We start from the raw sequence: 17,250 nt of genomic DNA on the forward strand, positions 1-17,250 counted from the left end.
CTTCTATCTGACTTTTGGATAAACTCAGAACATGTCCCAGCAAAGCCTCAACAAAGACACCATCGCCGCCGTTGCCACCCCGCCCGGGCGCGGGGGCATTGGTGTGATCCGCCTGTCCGGCCCACGGGCCCGGGAAATCGGCGAGCAGCTGTGTGGCAAAACCTTCAAACCCCGCTTTGCCCACTACTGCGACTTCACCCACGCCGGGCAACTCCTGGATCAGGGGCTGGCGCTGTACTTCCCAGGGCCCAACTCGTTTACCGGTGAAGACGTGGTGGAATTGCAGGGTCACGGTGGCCCGGTGATTCTGGACACGCTGATTTCCGCCCTGCTGAACATGGGTGCACGCCAGGCCCGACCCGGAGAATTTTCCGAGCGCGCGTTTCTCAACGACAAGCTGGATCTGGCCCAGGCCGAGGCGATTGCGGACCTGATTGACGCCGGCAGCGCTCAGGCGGCGCAAAACGCACTGCGCTCCCTACAGGGTGTTTTTTCCGAAAAAATCGAAGAATTAGCCACTCAACTTACCCATTTGCGCATCTACGTCGAAGCATCGATTGATTTTCCGGAAGAGGAAATCGATTTCCTCGCTGACGGCAAGGTGGCGGCAGATATTGAAGCGCTCCTTGTACAACTGGACCGGGTGGAAGCCCAGGCCCGCCAGGGAACCATCATGCGCGAGGGGATGCAGGTGGCGATTGCCGGTAAACCCAACGCCGGCAAGTCCAGCCTGCTCAATGCACTCGCCGGCAAAGACACCGCCATCGTCACCGATATCGCGGGCACCACCCGGGACGTACTGCGAGAGCACATTCATATCGAGGGAATGCCGCTGCATATCGCCGATACCGCGGGATTGCGGGAATCACCGGACCAGGTGGAGCAGATTGGTATGCAGCGGGCCTGGGAGGAAATACGCCATGCGGACAGAGTACTGCTGGTGGTGGATGCCGCCGAGCTGCACAGCCTGGATCCAGACGCCGCCTGGCCGGACTTCACCCGTCAGCTACCGGACCTGGAGAAGCTCACCCTGGTGGTGAACAAGATCGATCTGACGGACTACACGCCAGGCCTGCAGGCGCACAGTGACGGCGTGCCAACGGTTGCCATCAGCGCCAAGACCGGTGCGGGAATCGAAGCACTGCAACAGCACCTGAAACAATGTATGGGATATCAGGCCGGTACCGAGGGAAGCTTTAGCGCACGCCGGCGCCATCTCGACGCGCTGGCCAGAGCCCGCGCCTACATCCTCGAAGGCCAGGCGCAGTTAACCGCCAGCGGCGCAGGCGAGCTTTTGGCGGAAGATCTGCGCCAGGCCCAGCAGGCCCTGGGAGAAATTACCGGTGCCATGTCCGCAGACGAGCTGCTGGGGAAGATTTTCGGCAGCTTCTGCATCGGCAAGTAATCCCCACTTTGGGGTGGACCGTTTGGTCTACCCCCAAACAAACCTGCACCGGCCCCCTTCCGCCTCGCTGGCCACGCCCGACTACAACGCCTCATAAGACACCTCTTACCCCTGTGTCACGCGATACCAATTACGCGATCACCAGAACGACTGTCACGTGCTGAAACCGTCTACATCCACTCCCCCGCAACACCACAGGAGTTGCCCACACAAATCCACAAGGTTATCCAGATGGCCGCCCTGTGTGGCACCCATTAACAGTTAGTTATCCCGGAAACCCACATGGTTATGCACAACACAGCGAGGAAAGTGCCTGCTTTTTAAGGTGTGTGGATAAACTGGGGGAGAAAAGCAGGGGATTCCGGGTACGGCGCCGGGGATAAGTTGGCAATCACGGATATCTGCCCAAAGTTATCCCGTCTGTCCACATCCCTCTACAACGCTTATCCCTGCTCCGATGCAGGGGTTACTGCACCAGTTGTCATCATCATAAGATGTTGTTTTATAAGAGATTTTTATCCTTATACATAAAATGGCCGCCCCTAATAATTACAATAAATATAAACACATACATATACCTAGGTATGTATAACTTTATTTATGAATAAGAAAACAGATCGAAAGGAAAATTCACTGTGCCGCTTTTTTGCACAGCGTAAGGTGCCTATAATGTGCGGCCGAATTTTTACTTGTCCCACTGAGGTAACCCATATCATCTGGTTACCCATCGAGGCCACAGCGTACTGCTGCTCTCGAAAATCCAAATTTGCGTGTCGCTATCCCAGAGCTGGAATCTTATGGACTACCCCACACAGTACGATGTCATCGTCATAGGCGGCGGCCATGCCGGTACCGAAGCGTGCCTGGCAGCTGCGCGCATGGGGGTACGCACCCTGCTGCTGACGCACAACATCGAGACGCTGGGGCAGATGTCCTGCAACCCTGCCATCGGCGGTATTGGCAAAAGCCACCTGGTCAAAGAGGTGGATGCCCTGGGCGGCGCCATGGCCACCGCCACCGATCTCGGCGGTATCCAGTTCCGGGTTCTGAATGCCCGCAAGGGACCGGCGGTCCGCGCCACCCGCGCCCAAGCCGACCGCGCGCTGTACAAGGCGGCGATTCGCAATATTCTCGAGAACCAGCCGAACCTGGATATCTTTCAGCAGGCTGCGGACGATCTGATCGTCGAAAACGACCGTGTCCGCGGTGTGATAACCAATGCCGGCATCCGCTTCCGCGGCAACACGGTGGTGATCACCGCGGGTACGTTCCTTGGCGGGCGTATCCATATCGGCCTGGAAAACCACTCTGGCGGCCGCGCCGGCGATCCCCCCTCCATTGCCCTGGCCGAGCGCCTGCGCGCGCTGCCGTTCCGTGTGGAGCGTCTGAAAACCGGTACTCCGCCGCGTATCGATGCGCGCTCGGTGGATTTCTCCGGCCTTGAGGAGCAGTGGGGTGATGCGCCTCTGCCGGTGATGTCCTACCTGGGCAATCGCGCCCAGCACCCGCGCCAGGTGTGTTGCTGGATCACGCACACCAATGAGCGGACTCACGAGATCATCCACGGCGGCCTGGACCGATCGCCCATGTACTCCGGGGTAATCGAGGGCATAGGCCCGCGCTATTGCCCGTCCATCGAGGACAAGGTGCACCGCTTCGCGGACAAGAACAGCCACCAGATCTTTATCGAGCCAGAGGGCCTGAGCACCCACGAGCTCTACCCCAATGGCATCTCCACCAGCCTGCCCTTCGACGTGCAGATGAATCTCGTGCGCTCCATCAAGGGCTTTGAAAACGCGCATATCACCCGCCCGGGTTACGCTATCGAGTACGATTTCTTCGACCCGCGGGACCTGTTGCCGTCGCTGGAAACCAAATTCATTGCCGGGTTGTTCTTCGCCGGACAGATCAATGGCACCACCGGCTACGAAGAAGCAGCGGCCCAGGGACTGCTGGCGGGCGCCAATGCTGCGCTGCTCGCCCAGGACAAAGACGCCTGGTCCCCGCGCCGCGACGAGGCCTATCTCGGCGTGCTCGTGGATGACCTGATCACCAGTGGCACCAAAGAGCCTTACCGCATGTTCACCAGCCGTGCGGAATATCGCCTGCTGCTGCGCGAAGACAACGCGGACCTGCGCCTGACCGAGACCGGTCGCGCGCTGGGGCTGGTGGACGATGTACGCTGGCAGGCGTTCTGCGAGAAACGCGAAACCATCGAGCGTGAACAGCAGCGGTTGAAAGAGACCTGGATTCAGCCCGGTAGTGACGCCGCCAAAATTGTCGAGCAGAAATTGCCCCAGGCACTGGGTCGGGAATACAGCCTGATAGACCTGTTGAAGCGCCCGGAGCTGGAGTACGCCGATGTCGCGAGCCTCAGAGGTGAGCCGGTGACGGACGAGCAGGTTGCGGAGCAGGTTGAAATATCGGTCAAATATGCTGGTTATATCGACCGCCAGCGGGATGAAATCGAGCGCCTGCAGGCCTACGAAGACACGCCCTTGCCCGTCGATTTTGATTATGCCGCGGTTTCCGGGCTTTCCAACGAGGTGATCCAGAAACTGTCCGACGCGCGCCCGGACACCCTAGCGCGCGCCGGTCGTGTGCCCGGGGTAACCCCCGCAGCGGTCTCGCTGTTGTTGATCCAGCTGAAGAAGCGCGGCTTGCTCACTCGCAAGAAGGCAGTCTGAGCCAGCGGCAGACCACTGAAATTTGAACGGAAGGCTCAGCTGCCGGTAATGGTTTCCGAGACCTTCCGCGAGAGGGACCTCGCGGAAGAGCCCCCATGGATGGGTTCACGGCGTGTCTCGGAAACCATCACCCATAGCTGAGCCGCTACAGAACCAGCGACGAAGCCCGATCTATAGGGCCTGGAACCTCGAAATCCCAATGGAACATTTCCGCTCCCGATTGAACCAAGCCGCAGAACAGTTAAACCTGGATCTGACCGAGGAACAGCAGGACAAACTGCTGGACTACCTGGACCTGTTTGCCCGCTGGAACTCCGCCTACAACCTCTCCGCCGTACGCAATCCCGCGGAGATGCTCGAGCGCCATATCATCGACAGCCTGAGCGTGGTAAACCTGTGCGGCACCAGCGCCGAAGACCAGTCCCCCCTGATCGATGTCGGTTCTGGAGGCGGTCTGCCGGGGATTCCCCTGGCCATCGTGCACCCTGAGAGGCCTATAAGCCTGCTTGACAGCAACGGCAAGAAATCCCGTTTCCAGTTCCAGGTCGCCAGCCAGCTCAAGCTTGCCAATATCAACGTGGTAAACCAGCGGGTGGAGGCCTACAAGCCCGAGACCCCCTACGCCGGTGTGGTCTCCAGAGCCTTTGCTTCGCTTCAGGATATGGTGAGCGGCAGTGAGCACTTGCTTGCCCCTGGAGGGCGGTTTTATGCGATGAAAGGCAAGATCCCGGAAGATGAGTTGAGTGCATTGCCAAAAGGGATTAAGGTCGTCGAGCTGCACACCCTGCAAGTGCCGGGCTGCGATGCAGAGCGCCACCTGATCGTCCTTTCCCGCGAGGCGTGAACCGGCGAATCGCCGACAGCTTCTGCGGAATGCACAGTCAGGCGTCATCGAGACAGGGCGTGAATTCAACACCTGCGCACCGGGCCAACGTCCCTGGGTGCGCTTAGCTGCCGCGTCTTCCGGTGAACCCGGCCTAGCGGCGAGCCCGGAAGGACAGAGGAAGCTGCCCTCCCGGGAATAACAGGATCAGAACCTTGAGCAAGATTTTTGCGGTAGCGAACCAGAAAGGCGGCGTTGGCAAAACCACCACCTGCGTCAACCTGTCGGCCTCCCTTGTCGCCAGCAAGCGGCGGGTGTTGCTGATCGACCTCGATCCCCAGGGTAACGCCACCATGGGCAGCGGTGTCGACAAGAGTGAGCTGCAGCTATCGAGTTATGACGTGCTTGCCAGCCTGCTGCCGCCGCGCAAGGCCATTGTCCAGACTTCCAGTGGCTATGACCTGATGCCGGCCAACATCGACCTCTCGGCCGCCGAGGTGGAATTGCTGGAAATGGACGGTCGCGAATCCCGCCTGCGCCAGGCGCTGGTGGAGATCAGTGACGATTATGACTACATCATCATCGACTGCCCGCCGTCTCTCAACATGCTCACCGTCAACGCACTGTGTGCCGCTGGCAGTGTGTTGATCCCCATGCAGTGTGAGTATTACGCACTCGAGGGGCTGTCGGCACTGATTGATACCATCACCCAGATCCAGAAGGCCGCCAATCCGGGTCTCAAGATCGAGGGCATACTGCGCACCATGTACGATCCGCGCAACAGCCTTACCGGCGATGTGTCCGATCAGCTCAATGAATACTTCGGCGACCGCCTCTACCGTACGTGCATTCCCCGCAATGTGCGCCTGGCGGAAGCGCCCAGCTTCGGCAAGCCGGCGCTGGAATACGACCGCACTTCCAAAGGTGCCATCGCCTATCTCGCCCTTGCCGGCGAGATCACCCGTCGCGAAAGTACGGCCAAGCACGACAATCACAATAGTGGTCCCCGCCCGGTAGCGGAAGCGGTTTGAGACTGAGGTAAGAGACTTATGGCCGCGAAACGCAAGGGCCTCGGGAAAGGACTTTCCCATCTGATCAGCAACAATGCCAGCGAAGCCATCGCGGTGGCTACCGGTGAACGCAACGGCGATATCGCGGAGCGCGTGGATGGTGAGCTGAAAGAGCTACCCATCGAATTCCTGCAGCGCGGTCGCTACCAGCCGCGCCGAGATTTTCCTCAGGAGTCGCTACAAGAGCTGGCGGATTCGATCCGTGCCCAGGGCATCATGCAGCCGATCGTGGTGCGCCCGATCGGGCAGCACAAGTACGAAATCATTGCCGGTGAGCGACGCTGGCGAGCTGCCCAGCTGGCGGAACTGGACAAAATCCCGGCTCTGATACGAGAAGTCCCCGACGAAGCCGCCATCGCCATGGCGCTGATTGAGAATATCCAGCGTGAAGACCTCAATCCGGTCGAGGAAGCGGTGGCGCTCAAGCGTCTGCAGGACGAGTTTGAATTGACCCAGCAGCAGGTTGCTGAAGCGGTGGGTAAATCCCGTACCGCGGTGACTAACTTGCTGCGCCTGCTGAGCCTCACCGAAGAGGTGCGAACCTTTCTCGAGCGCGGCGATATCGAGACCGGCCATGCCAAGGCCCTGCTGGGACTCGCCGGCGAAGACCAGAAAGCGGCTGCTCGCCAGGTGGTTGAACGAGGTCTTACGGTGCGCCAGACCGAGGCCCTGGTGCGCCGCATTCAAGAGCAAGCGGGTAAGCCAGCGGCAGCGAAACCTGCGGTGGATCCGAATATCCGCCGCCTGAGCGAGCGTCTGGCAGAAAAAATTGGCGTGCCGGTTACCATCGACCACGGCGACAAAGGCGCTGGCAAGCTGGTGCTCAAGTACACCAGTCTGGATGAACTGGACGGAATTCTCGCCCACCTCGGTTACCGCGAAGACTGAGCGAAACCCCCGGGATTCGTTGCCTTTGCAACGGTTTCGTCATATCCGCATCAATCCAGTGCACCAAAATGGCGCCCACCTCGACAGCAAGTGGGCGCTCACTTTCAGGGCTTCCTGCGGCCAAAGCCCGCGAAAGACATGGGATCTGACGGGATTTGCCAGTTGAATCGGCGGCCCCGTTCCGACATAATTCGCACGCCCAAATTTTGGGCGGAGATCAAAATCTGGCCGGTCTGTTCCCGCCTATGCGCAATCCCCCGGTAATCAAGATTTCGCTGATTCAGCTGGCCGTTGTAGTGCTGGTTGCGGTCGCGCTCGACGTGACTCTGGGGCGGACGATTGCCCTCTCCGCCCTGCTCGGCAGCCTTCTGTGTGTGCTGCCCAATTTGTATTTCGGTGTGCGCGCCTTTGAGCTTTTGGGGCCGAACCGCGGCAAGTTACGCGGAGCGCGCGCAAGCCAGCGCGCGGTGGGGAGTTTCTACCGCGCCGAAACCGGCAAGTTCGCTATGACCCTGGTGGGGTTTGCCCTGGTGTTTACCATGGTGAAAACCCTGAATCCGGCGGCGCTGTTTATCAGCTACGGCTTGTGCGTGATTTTGCAATGGATTCTCGTGGCGCGCCTGCATACAACGAAGTAGCGGCGGCCCCGGAGCCCCTGAAGAGTGGCTGCGTCAGGATAGTGAATGCCGCGCAGGCAGGGGGTTCCAGAAAAGTTTTTAATCTTAGAACGTGTTGAGGAACTATGGCTGCCGAACAAACCGCGACGGGTTATATCCAGCACCACCTGCAAAATCTTGCTTACGGTAAACTTCCGGCGGGTTACACCCGTGCCGACGGAACTGTGCTGAGCGACTCCACCTGGACCATTGCCCACAGCCCGCAGGAAGCGGCGGACATGGGTTTCTGGGCTGTGCATTTGGACACCCTGGGGTGGTCCATCGGCCTGGGTCTGATCTTCTGCCTGCTGTTCGCGCGCGCCGCGAAGAAAGCGACCGCCGGAGTTCCCACGGGTTTCCAGAGCTTTGTCGAAGTGATTGTCGACTTTATCGACAAGACCGTTAAAGACACCTTTCCCCACCGCAACAGCATGGTCGCCCCGATGGCGCTGACCATCTTCGTGTGGGTGTTCCTGATGAACCTGATGGACCTGATCCCGGTTGACTGGCTGCCTCTGGCCTTTGCCCATGGCACCTCCGCCGTCACTGGTGCGGATCCGCATCACGTGTTCTTCAAGGTTGTACCGACCACCGACCTGAACGCCACCCTGGGGATGGCACTGGCGGTATTCGTACTGATGATCTTCTTCAGCATCAAGGAAAAAGGCGCGCTGGGCTTTGTCAAAGAGCTGACCCTGCACCCCTTCCACTCCGGCAAATGGTATGTGGACATTTTCCTGATCCCGTTCAACTTCCTGCTGGAAGCGGTATCCCTGATTGCCAAACCCGTATCACTCGGTCTGCGTCTGTTCGGCAACCTCTACGCCGGTGAAATGATCTTCATCCTGATCGCCATCGTGTTTGGCGTGGGCGTGCTGGGCTTTATTGGCGCCGGCCTGCTGCAGATGGGTTGGGCTATCTTCCACATCCTGGTTATTACGCTGCAGGCGTTCGTGTTCATGGTGCTGACCACTGTGTACATGGCCATGGCGCACAACCGGGAAGATGAGCACGAGAACGACCACTGAGGTCGTTCTGCGATTGCCGGAAGAAAAGATTTCGTTCGTACTTTAAATTTTTCATTCACTTTCAACTTCAACAACTCTCAACTTACTTTTGGAGAAAACAATGGAAGCATTAGGTCTGGTTTACGTAGCTGCTGCACTGCTGATCGGTCTGGGCGCACTGGGTACTGCTATCGGTTTCGGCACCCTGGGTGGCAAACTGCTGGAAGGTTCTGCTCGTCAGCCTGAACAGGCTCCGGCTCTGCAGGGCAAAATGTTCCTGATGGCTGGTCTGCTCGACGCCGTACCGATGATCGGTGTTGGTATCGCTATGTACCTGATTTTCGCGGTTGCTCCTGGTCTGGCTGGTTAATTCCCCGTTCCAATTGCCCTTTAACCCATTTTTGAAAGAGCAAGAGGTGTCGGTGTGAATATCAACCTGACTCTGATCGGCCAGTCGATCACCTTTCTCGCCTTTGTATGGTTCTGCTGGAAGTATGTCTGGCCGGCCTTGCTGGGTGTCATGCAGGAACGTGAGCAAAAAATTGCTACCGGTCTGCAGGAAGCCGAGCGCGCGGAGAAAGATCTTGAACTGGCGCAGCGCAAAGCTGCCGAGCAACTGAAAGAAGCCAAGGCCCAGGCTGCAGAAATCATCGAGGGCGCCAACAAGCGCGCCAACCAGATCGTTGATGAAGCCAAAGAGGCTGCGCGCAGTGAAGGCGATCGCCTGAAAGCTGCCGCCCAGGCGGAAATCGAACAGGAAGTGAACCGCGCGAAGGAACAACTTCGCAGTCGAGTCGCTGCCCTGTCTGTTGCCGGCGCCGAGAAAATCCTCTCAGTCAACATCGATGCCAAAGTGCACGATGACATGATCGAGAAACTGGCAGCCGAGCTGTAAGCGAGGAACCCATGGCGGAACTCAGCACTCTGGCCCGGCCTTACGCAAAAGCGGCTTTTGCCCACGCCCAGCAAGCTTCCGACCTTTCCGGTTGGAGCCTGGCGTTGGCAACCGCAGCGGCGGTCAGCCAGAACGAAAAAGTTGGCGAGCTGCTGGATAACCCGCAGCTGACCAGTGAAGTGCGCGCGGAAAAATTCCTGACTGTTTGTGGCGATTTCAACCCGTCGCAACAGAATTTCATCAAGCTGCTGGCGGAAAACCACCGCCTGCCGCTGCTGTCGGAAATTTCCGTACTGTTCGAAGACCTGAAGGCCCAGGCAGAAGCCACTCTGGAAGTGGAAGTTATCTCTGCCCGCCCGCTCAGCGACGAACAGTCCCAGCGCCTCACCCAGGCTCTCAGCAAGAAGTTCTCTCGCGAGGTGCACCTGCACAGCGCGGTGGACGAAAGTCTGCTGGGTGGCGCGATCATTCGCGCTGGCGATACGGTGATCGATGGAACCGTACGCGGTCGACTGGCCAAACTCGCCGAGGCGATGAACTCCTAAATTATCTTCCCGGCGGGCAGAGCCTGCCGGGAAATCGAGGAACAGAGCATGCAGCAACTGAATCCCTCTGAGATCAGTGAAATTATCAAGAGCCGCATCGACAATCTCGATGTGAGCACTGAGGCCCAGAACGAGGGCACCATTGTTTCCGTATCCGACGGTATCATCCGCATCCACGGCCTGGCCGATGTGATGTACGGCGAGATGATCGAGTTCGAAGGCGGTGTTACCGGTATGGCACTGAACCTGGAGCGCGACTCCGTTGGTGCCATCGTACTCGGTGACTACAAGTCCCTGGCGGAAGGCCAGAAGTGCCGTTGTACCGGCCGCATCCTGGAAGCGCCGGTAGGTCCGGAACTGCTGGGTCGTGTGGTTGACGCCCTGGGCAACCCGATCGACGGTAAAGGTCCGCTCAACAACAAGCTGACCGACGCGGTTGAGAAAGTAGCCCCCGGCGTAATCGCCCGTCAGTCCGTTGACCAGCCGGTTCAGACCGGTCTTAAAGCGGTCGACACCATGATCCCGATCGGTCGTGGCCAGCGCGAGCTGATCATCGGCGACCGCCAGATCGGTAAAACTGCGGTTGCGATCGATGCGATCATCAACCAGAAAGGCACCGGCATTAAGTGTATCTACGTTGCCGTAGGTCAGAAGCAGTCCTCTATTGCCAACGTTGTACGCAAGCTGGAAGAGCACGGCGCAATGGACCACACCATCGTGGTTGCCGCTGGCGCTGCTGACCCGGCTGCGATGCAGTTCCTGGCGCCTTACGTAGGCTGCACCATGGGCGAGTACTTCCGCGACCGCGGTGAAGACGCCCTGATCATTTACGATGACCTGACCAAGCAGGCCTGGGCCTACCGTCAGATCTCCCTGCTGCTGAAGCGTCCCCCGGGCCGTGAAGCCTACCCCGGTGACGTTTTCTACTTGCACTCCCGTCTGCTGGAGCGCGCCGCGCGTGTAAACGCCGAGTACGTAGAGAAATTCACCAACGGCGAAGTGAAAGGCAAAACCGGCTCCCTGACCGCGCTGCCGATCATCGAAACCCAGGCGGGTGACGTTTCCGCATTCGTACCGACCAACGTAATCTCCATTACCGATGGTCAGATCTTCCTGGAAACCGACCTGTTCAACTCAGGCGTACGTCCGGCGATCAACCCGGGTATTTCCGTATCCCGTGTTGGTGGTTCCGCCCAGACCAAGATCATCAAGAAGCTGTCCGGTGGTATCCGTACCGCTCTGGCCCAGTACCGCGAGCTCGCGGCTTTCTCCCAGTTCGCCTCCGACCTGGACGAAGCCACCAAAGCCCAGCTGGACCACGGTGTGCGCGTTACGGAGCTGATGAAGCAGAAGCAGTACTCGCCGATGTCCATCGCCGAGATGGCTGTTTCCGTTTACGCCGCGGACAAGGGTTACCTGAACAACGTAGAAGTTAACAAAGTGCTGGATTTCGAATCCGCCCTGCTCGCTTACATGAACAGCGAACACGCAGAGCTGATGGCGCAGGTAAACAGCACCGGTAACTACAACGACGAAATCGACAGCGCCTTCAAGGCCGCGATCGAAAAATTCGTCGCTACCGGTAGCTGGTAAGTACCCATGTGTAGGAGCCTGCTTGCAGGCGAACATTCGCGAGCAGCAAGGCTCCTGCAGGTTAACTTCCGGCAAAAAGGTAACTGACTATGGCAGGCGGAAAAGAAGTACGCACAAAAATTGCCAGCATCAAGAGCACGCAGAAGATCACCTCAGCCATGGAAATGGTTGCGGCGAGCAAGATGCGCAAGGCTCAGGATCGCATGGCACTGGGGCGCCCTTACGCAAGCCGCATTCGCGCAGTGATTGGCCACGTGGCCAACGCCAACGCGGAATACCAGCATATCTACCTGCAGGAGCGCGAAGTTAAGCGCGTGGGTTACATCCTGGTATCCACCGATCGCGGTCTCTGTGGTGGCCTGAACGTCAACGTGTTCAAGGCTGCGATCCGCGACATGCACTCCTGGGACAAACAGGGTGTAGGCGTGGACATCTGCGCAGTCGGCAACAAGGCGACCAGCTTCTTCAACAATATCGGCGGCAACGTCGTAGCGGCAGTGCGCGACCTGGGCGACCAGCCTCAGGCCAAGCAGCTGATCGGCTCGGTTAAAGTGATGCTCGATCGTTTCGCCAGTGGCGAAATCGACCGTCTCTTCCTGGTGTCCAACGAATTCGTGAACACCATGACCCAAAAGCCGCAGGTTCAGCAGCTGTTGCCATTGAAGAAAGACGAAGATGAGCAACTGCAGCACGAATGGGACTACCTGTACGAGCCTGAGCCGGTCGAGCTTCTCGACGGTCTGCTGACTCGCTACATCGAATCCCAGGTGTATCAGGCGGTCGTTGAAAACAAGGCCTGTGAACAGGCAGCGCGCATGATTGCGATGAAAAGCGCCACCGACAACGCCGGTGAGCTGATCGATGCGCTGCAGCTGGTTTACAACAAGGCGCGCCAGGCAGCGATTACGCAAGAGCTGTCTGAGATTGTTGGCGGCGCCGCAGCGGTCTGATCAGACCGCCGAAAGATTTGAACTTTGAGGATCGGGAAATGAGTAACGGGCAAATTGTGCAAGTTATCGGCGCGGTCATCGACGTGGAATTCCCGCGCGACGCCGTACCGAATGTATACGATGCACTGGTGGTTGAGGACAAAAACCTCACCATGGAAGTGCAGCAGCAGCTGGGCGACGGCATCGTGCGTGCCATCGCCATGGGTTCTTCCGAGGGTATCTCCCGCGGTCTGAAGGTAAAGAACACCGGTGCGCCGGTTTCTGTACCGGTTGGTGTTGAGACCCTGGGTCGCATCATGGACGTACTGGGTAACCCCATCGACGAGTGTGGCCCGATCGGTGAGAAAGAGCGTTCCTCTATCCACCGCGCTGCACCGACCTACGAAGAGCAGGCAAACTCCACCGAACTGCTGGAAACCGGCATCAAGGTAATTGACCTGGTCTGCCCGTTCGCCAAGGGTGGTAAGGTTGGTCTGTTCGGTGGTGCCGGTGTAGGTAAAACCGTAAACATGATGGAACTCATCAACAACATCGCCACCGAGCACAGCGGTCTGTCCGTGTTCGCAGGTGTTGGTGAGCGTACTCGTGAAGGTAACGACTTCTACCACGAGATGCAGGAAGCTGGCGTTGTTAACGTCGAAGAGTTCTCCAAGTCCAAGGTAGCGATGGTTTACGGCCAGATGAATGAGCCGCCTGGCAACCGTCTGCGCGTCGCTCTGACCGGCCTGACTATGGCCGAGAAGTTCCGTGACGAAGGTCGTGACGTACTGCTGTTCGTCGACAACATCTACCGCTACACCCTGGCCGGTACCGAAGTATCCGCACTGCTCGGCCGTATGCCGTCTGCGGTAGGTTACCAGCCGACCCTGGCGGAAGAGATGGGCGTTCTGCAGGAGCGTATTACTTCCACCAAGACCGGCTCCATCACCTCCATCCAGGCGGTATACGTACCGGCGGATGACTTGACCGACCCGTCTCCGGCAACCACCTTCGCGCACTTGGACTCCACCGTAGTACTGAGCCGTGACATCGCCGCCAAGGGTATCTACCCGGCTGTTGACCCGCTCGACTCCACTTCCCGTCAGCTGGATCCGCAGGTGATCGGCGAGGAGCACTACAGCGTGGCCCGCGGCGTACAGTCCGTACTGCAGCGCTACAAAGAGCTGAAGGACATCATCGCGATTCTGGGTATGGACGAGCTGTCTGAAGAAGATAAGCAGATCGTAGCCCGCGCGCGTAAGATCGAGCGTTACCTGTCTCAGCCGTTCCACGTTGCTGAAGTATTTACCGGTGCACCGGGCAAATACGTTTCCCTGAAAGAAACCATCCGTGGCTTCCAGGGCATCCTGAACGGCGACTACGATCACCTGCCGGAGCAGGCCTTCTACATGGTCGGCACCATCGACGAAGCTGTCGAGAAAGCCACCAAGAAGTAAGGCACGCGTGGCGCCCGCAGTATTGCGGGCGCTTCAAGGCAAACAGCTGAGAATGAGGTAGCCTTATGGCTATGACAGTACATTGCGACATCGTTAGCGCAGAGGAATCCCTCTTCTCCGGTCTGGTGAAGATGGTGATCGTCAGCGGCGTCGAAGGGGAACTGGGTATCTCCTACGGTCACGCGCAGCTGCTCACCGCCCTCAAGCCCGGTCCGGTACGCATCATCATGGACAATGGTGATGAAGAGGTGCTGTTCCTGAGCGGTGGCTATGCCGAAATCCAGCCGAATATGGTGACCATCCTCGCCGACATCGCCGAGCGCGAAATCGACGAAGAAGCAGCCAAGAAGGCGCGCGAAGAGGCGGAACACGCCCTGCGCAGCGCCCCGGCGGATATCGACTATGTCCGTATCTCCGCGCAACTGGCCGAAGCCGAAGCGCGCCTGCGTACCCTGCAGGCGATCCGCAAGGCCGCAGGCAAGTAATACCCTACTCTGTAGGTGCCTGCTCGCAGGCGATCGAAAAAAGCAGCTTCGGCTGCTTTTTTTGTGCCCGTTATTTCATTTCCCCAACGCTGGCGCCATCATAGTTTGGTCAACTGCGGCGTATGAAATGAAACCATGAATAAAATGACAGGCAGTAACGGCGAACCCTGTATCGGCCTGGCTCTCGGCAGTGGCGCGGCCAAGGGGTTTGCGCATATCGGGGTGCTGAAGGAACTCGACGAAATGGGCATTCGCCCCCAGGTCATCGCGGGCACATCGATGGGCGCGTTTGTCGGCGCGGCATACTCCGCCGGTTGCCTGGATAAACTCGAACGCTGGGTGCGCCAGCTGGACAACTGGAAAGTGTTCTCCCTGCTGGATATCAACTGGACCTTGAACGGTGGGGTTATCGGCGGTATCAAACCCTTTCGGGCATTTTTCGAAGGGTTTGATTACGAGAATATCGAGGATCTCCCCCTGCCTTTTACTGCTGTCGCCACGGATCTGCACAGTGGCCAGGAAATATGGTTACAGGAGGGCAACTTGCAGGATGCGGTCAGCGCTTCCTGCTCAATTCCCGGTCTGCTCTCTCCCAAGTCCCTCGCCGGGCGCTGGCTGGTCGATGGGGCGGTGGTAAACCCGGTGCCCGTGGATGTGTGCCGCGCCATGGGCGCCACGGTGGTGATTGCCGTGGACGTCACCGAAGATGGCCGTCCGAAAATTGATCGCGAACACGGCGAGGTCAAGCGGGTCGTCAGTCAGCGCTCCACCTATACCCAGCAATCGGAGCTGGAGCGGGAGAGTGAGGAAATTGCTGAGACGGCGAGCGGGGATAAACTGGATCCGTCTGCCAATCTCCCCCGGCCACCGGTAAAAGAAAATGCGGAAGACCGCGCCCCGCCGGGCGTATCCGGTTTCAGCCGCCTGATGGAACAGGGCATGGAACAACTGAACCAGATCCGTTCCCGCCGCGATCACAAGAGCACCCCTCCCGGTATGTTCGACACCATGCGCAAGGCCATGGAAGTACTTGAGCGCCGCCACAAACGTACCCGCATGATGGGGTCACCGCCGGACGTACTGATCATGCCCAAGGTGGGCGCCATCAGCGGCACCGATTACGCTCACGCCGCGCAAGCCATCGAAGCCGGCCAGATAGAAACCCGCCGGCTGCGGACCTGGATCGAGGATATGATTGAACGTGCGTGACACCCTGAGAACCGGCAATAAACACCGTTGGTGATAATGGAGCATCCATTGAGCAATTACGGCAACGGCATGCGGCGTATTTTGCAAACAGGCATGCTGGGAATCATCGCACTGTTCAGTCTGTGCTCCTCTGCCGCCGACTGGTACGAATACCAATCGGAAAACTTCACCGTCTATTCCGATGTGCCGCAGCACCGGGTCAATAGTCTGATGCGCGACCTGGAGCGCTTCCGCCGTGCCGCCCTCTCCTTTACCGGACAACAGGAAATCCCGGAAAACAAAAACCTGAGGGTATTCCACTTCCGCAATTCCGGTGAGTTCGAGAAATTTTCCGGTGACCGCAAGATTGCCGGTCTGTATCGGGAAACCTGGGAGGGGCCGATTATCTTTTCCCGCGACGGCGACCACGGTATTTCCGGTTCCGGTCTGATTTTTCACGAATACGTGCATCACCTGATGCGCGAACGCAGCGGTATGACCTACCCGCGCTGGTACTCCGAGGGCTTTGCGGAATTGCTGGCCAGCGCCGAGTTACGTCAAAAAGAAGTCGTTGTCGGCGGCCTGCCGGAATGGCGATTGAGCGCCTGGGCGGAAGACGATCCTCTCCCCATCGACCAGCTGCTGGCTCCGCCGCCCCTCTCCGCGCAACACGGCGAGGACAACAGTCGCTACTGGAACAACTACTATGCCAGCGCCTGGCTGCTGACGCATTACCTGCAGCTGGGTTACAACGCCGGCAACCCGGATTACCGCAGCGCCACGGAAAGTTACCTGAAGGCGGTTGCGGCGGGAGAGGACCCTGCGGAAATCTTCGAGGAGCATTTCGGCAAAGCGATTGCGGAAATACAGCGGGAAATACTTGCCTACATGCGTGACGATATTCATCGCCACAAACTGAACGTTCCCGAATACAAGTATTCTATTCCCCGTCGCGCGCTCAATAACAATCAACGCCTGTTTCTTATGGCGAGCGAAGCCACCGATTTTGGCAAACCAAAACTCGCCATGGACTACCTGAAGCAAAGCGACCAGTTTGGCCTGGGCTGGCAGGAAAACCTGACGGCGCTCGCTGTCCTGGCAGCCGAGGACAATAACTACAAGCCGGGCGAAGCAGCGCTCAAGGAAATTGGCGAGCACGGACAGATAAGCCACCTTACAGCGGCCAATCTCGCCCAATTCTACCTGCTGCGGTTGCAGTCTCTGACGGTTACCCGCGAGTGGAATGATGAGTTTTACCAGCAGGCGGTGAAATACGGAAAACTCGCCGTGCAGATGGGACCGGACTATTTACCCGGATATCGCACGCTATGGATGGCATATCAGTTGAAAGGTGAAAGCGAAGCGGCGCTGCAGATCATGATTGCAGCCCACCAGCAGGAACCCAATCACCTGAATCTGAACGCGGCGATTGGCTTTTATCTTGCCCACCTGGGCAGGAACGCCGTTGCCCGGGAATATCTCGAGCGGGTGGTTGCCTGGAGCCATTCCGATCAGCTCCGATCCAGTGCGCAGACGCTGTTGCAGCGCACGGAATGAATTTGGGGATATAAAAAAACCCGCGGTCTGAGTTTTTCGAATACAGCCGCGGGTTTTCTGTTTCA

Annotated in this window: 16 protein-coding genes; all 16 read left to right on the forward strand. The window is 58.4% G+C overall.

Annotation, left to right across the window (positions count from 1 at the left end; genetic code table 11):
* The first annotated feature begins 31 nt into the window (after positions 1-31).
* The 16 genes from mnmE (at position 32) to PVT68_RS11445 (ending at position 17,185) form a co-directional block, all read left to right on the forward strand.
* Positions 32-1,405: a tRNA uridine-5-carboxymethylaminomethyl(34) synthesis GTPase MnmE gene (gene mnmE, locus PVT68_RS11370; protein WP_280318130.1), complete on the forward strand. Its 1,374-nt coding sequence runs from the start codon at positions 32-34 to the stop codon at positions 1,403-1,405.
* Between the two features lie 797 nt (positions 1,406-2,202).
* Positions 2,203-4,092: a tRNA uridine-5-carboxymethylaminomethyl(34) synthesis enzyme MnmG gene (mnmG, locus tag PVT68_RS11375; RefSeq protein ID WP_280318132.1), complete on the forward strand. Its 1,890-nt coding sequence runs from the start codon at positions 2,203-2,205 to the stop codon at positions 4,090-4,092.
* A 199-nt stretch (positions 4,093-4,291) separates the two neighbouring features.
* The gene (gene rsmG / locus PVT68_RS11380; RefSeq protein ID WP_280318134.1) at positions 4,292-4,936 is read left to right on the forward strand and encodes a 16S rRNA (guanine(527)-N(7))-methyltransferase RsmG; all 645 of its coding nucleotides are present in this window, start codon (positions 4,292-4,294) and stop codon (positions 4,934-4,936) included.
* Between the two features lie 194 nt (positions 4,937-5,130).
* Entirely contained in the window at positions 5,131-5,946 is an 816-nt protein-coding gene (locus tag PVT68_RS11385; protein WP_280318136.1) for a ParA family protein, read from the forward strand.
* A gap of 18 nt (positions 5,947-5,964) precedes the next feature.
* Entirely contained in the window at positions 5,965-6,873 is a 909-nt protein-coding gene (locus PVT68_RS11390; protein WP_280318138.1) for a ParB/RepB/Spo0J family partition protein, read from the forward strand.
* A gap of 155 nt (positions 6,874-7,028) precedes the next feature.
* Positions 7,029-7,511, forward strand: coding sequence for an ATP synthase subunit I (locus tag PVT68_RS11395; RefSeq protein WP_280318139.1), 483 nt, complete (start codon positions 7,029-7,031; stop codon positions 7,509-7,511).
* A gap of 104 nt (positions 7,512-7,615) precedes the next feature.
* Positions 7,616-8,557 (forward strand): F0F1 ATP synthase subunit A, encoded by a 942-nt coding sequence (gene atpB / locus PVT68_RS11400; RefSeq protein WP_280318140.1) that lies wholly within the window; start codon positions 7,616-7,618, stop codon positions 8,555-8,557.
* Positions 8,558-8,657: 100 nt separating this feature from the next.
* The gene (gene atpE, locus PVT68_RS11405) at positions 8,658-8,906 is read left to right on the forward strand and encodes a F0F1 ATP synthase subunit C (RefSeq protein ID WP_010131056.1); all 249 of its coding nucleotides are present in this window, start codon (positions 8,658-8,660) and stop codon (positions 8,904-8,906) included.
* Positions 8,907-8,960: 54 nt separating this feature from the next.
* Positions 8,961-9,431, forward strand: coding sequence for a F0F1 ATP synthase subunit B (locus PVT68_RS11410; RefSeq protein WP_280318145.1), 471 nt, complete (start codon positions 8,961-8,963; stop codon positions 9,429-9,431).
* Between the two features lie 11 nt (positions 9,432-9,442).
* Positions 9,443-9,976 (forward strand): F0F1 ATP synthase subunit delta, encoded by a 534-nt coding sequence (locus PVT68_RS11415; protein WP_280318146.1) that lies wholly within the window; start codon positions 9,443-9,445, stop codon positions 9,974-9,976.
* Between the two features lie 48 nt (positions 9,977-10,024).
* A complete protein-coding gene (atpA, locus tag PVT68_RS11420) occupies positions 10,025-11,569 on the forward strand; it encodes a F0F1 ATP synthase subunit alpha (protein ID WP_280318148.1) in 1,545 nt (514 codons plus the stop codon).
* Between the two features lie 89 nt (positions 11,570-11,658).
* A complete protein-coding gene (atpG, locus tag PVT68_RS11425; protein ID WP_280318150.1) occupies positions 11,659-12,519 on the forward strand; it encodes a F0F1 ATP synthase subunit gamma in 861 nt (286 codons plus the stop codon).
* A gap of 38 nt (positions 12,520-12,557) precedes the next feature.
* Positions 12,558-13,955, forward strand: a complete 1,398-nt coding sequence (gene atpD / locus PVT68_RS11430) for a F0F1 ATP synthase subunit beta (protein WP_280318152.1) — start codon at positions 12,558-12,560, stop codon at positions 13,953-13,955.
* A 65-nt stretch (positions 13,956-14,020) separates the two neighbouring features.
* Positions 14,021-14,440, forward strand: a complete 420-nt coding sequence (locus PVT68_RS11435; RefSeq protein ID WP_280318154.1) for a F0F1 ATP synthase subunit epsilon — start codon at positions 14,021-14,023, stop codon at positions 14,438-14,440.
* Positions 14,441-14,575: 135 nt separating this feature from the next.
* Positions 14,576-15,649, forward strand: coding sequence for a patatin-like phospholipase family protein (locus PVT68_RS11440; RefSeq protein ID WP_280318156.1), 1,074 nt, complete (start codon positions 14,576-14,578; stop codon positions 15,647-15,649).
* A gap of 48 nt (positions 15,650-15,697) precedes the next feature.
* Positions 15,698-17,185, forward strand: a complete 1,488-nt coding sequence (locus tag PVT68_RS11445; protein WP_280318158.1) for a tetratricopeptide repeat protein — start codon at positions 15,698-15,700, stop codon at positions 17,183-17,185.
* Positions 17,186-17,250: the final 65 nt, after the last annotated feature.

Origin of the sequence: Microbulbifer bruguierae (genome assembly GCF_029869925.1) — a bacterium.
Classification (GTDB): domain Bacteria; phylum Pseudomonadota; class Gammaproteobacteria; order Pseudomonadales; family Cellvibrionaceae; genus Microbulbifer; species Microbulbifer bruguierae.

Bases quoted from the DNA above. Each gene is read 5' to 3' on its own strand.
- PVT68_RS11390 (WP_280318138.1), top strand. From the start codon at position 5,965: ATGGCCGCGAAACGCAAGGGCCTCGGGAAAGGACTTTCCCATCTGATC.
- rsmG (WP_280318134.1), top strand. From the start codon at position 4,292: ATGGAACATTTCCGCTCCCGATTGAACCAAGCCGCAGAACAGTTAAAC.
- PVT68_RS11415 (WP_280318146.1), top strand. From the start codon at position 9,443: ATGGCGGAACTCAGCACTCTGGCCCGGCCTTACGCAAAAGCGGCTTTT.
- atpG (WP_280318150.1), top strand. From the start codon at position 11,659: ATGGCAGGCGGAAAAGAAGTACGCACAAAAATTGCCAGCATCAAGAGC.
- atpA (WP_280318148.1), top strand. From the start codon at position 10,025: ATGCAGCAACTGAATCCCTCTGAGATCAGTGAAATTATCAAGAGCCGC.
- mnmG (WP_280318132.1), top strand. From the start codon at position 2,203: ATGGACTACCCCACACAGTACGATGTCATCGTCATAGGCGGCGGCCAT.
- atpD (WP_280318152.1), top strand. From the start codon at position 12,558: ATGAGTAACGGGCAAATTGTGCAAGTTATCGGCGCGGTCATCGACGTG.
- atpB (WP_280318140.1), top strand. From the start codon at position 7,616: ATGGCTGCCGAACAAACCGCGACGGGTTATATCCAGCACCACCTGCAA.
- mnmE (WP_280318130.1), top strand. From the start codon at position 32: ATGTCCCAGCAAAGCCTCAACAAAGACACCATCGCCGCCGTTGCCACC.
- PVT68_RS11440 (WP_280318156.1), top strand. From the start codon at position 14,576: ATGAATAAAATGACAGGCAGTAACGGCGAACCCTGTATCGGCCTGGCT.
- PVT68_RS11435 (WP_280318154.1), top strand. From the start codon at position 14,021: ATGGCTATGACAGTACATTGCGACATCGTTAGCGCAGAGGAATCCCTC.
- atpE (WP_010131056.1), top strand. From the start codon at position 8,658: ATGGAAGCATTAGGTCTGGTTTACGTAGCTGCTGCACTGCTGATCGGT.